The sequence below is a fragment of the Aeromonas sp. QDB30 genome (assembly GCF_027707645.1).
In the GTDB taxonomy this organism is placed as follows: domain Bacteria; phylum Pseudomonadota; class Gammaproteobacteria; order Enterobacterales; family Aeromonadaceae; genus Aeromonas; species Aeromonas caviae.
The window spans coordinates 1-671 of the sequence record NZ_JAPCIY010000199.1 but is presented as its reverse complement, the minus strand read 5'-3'; the positions used below and the strand labels follow the sequence as shown (position 1 = coordinate 671).

General features: G+C 57.2%; 1 pseudogene. It reads right to left on the bottom strand.

From position 1 onward, the window contains the following. Nucleotides 1-2 precede the first annotated feature (2 nt). A pseudogene (locus PG896_RS21105) lies at nt 3-671 on the bottom strand (ISL3-like element ISAeme19 family transposase); the annotation flags it as partial.

Here is a 671-nt window from a genome sequence, read left to right as displayed (position 1 = left end):
GTTCATCGCGGCTTTCCGGGGAAGGCCGCCTTGATTTTCAGAAAAAAGTATTCTGAGTCCCTAAATCCATATGCCATACGCTTTATCACTTTGATCTTGTTGTTCACCCCTTCCAGCACACTCGTGTGCATCGGGTAGTTTGCACTCGCCAGGATCCCCCGCATATATTTCGATAAATTTCGACCAAATCGTTGCAGCGGCGCTAGCCCGCTTTCCTTCACCTGCCGCATCCAGCTCCGCCATCGTCGCCATCCTTCCCACACGCTCGGCGCATACCAGATGCCCTTCAACGCCTCTTTCAGCACGTACACCATCGCCAGCGGTTGATTCGCCGCCAACAGCTCCTGCAACTTCACATCCTGTTTTTCACTCAGCTTCGCCCGATTACGTAGCAGCAACCAACGCGCACTTTTGACCACTTTTCGCGCCGGTTTATCGCTTTTCAGTGCATTCGCCTGCTCCACTCGCACCCGGTCCACCACCTCTCGGCCATAGCGAGCCACCACGTGGAACAGGTCGTAGACCACCTCCGCCTGCGGGCAGTGTTGCTTCACCTCCAGGTCGAACGCCGTGTTCATGTCCATCGCCACCGCCTCAATCTGCTGGCATCGCTCGCCGAGCTGCTCGAAGAAGGGACGGATAGCGGCCCGGCTGTTGCCGTGCCCCACCCA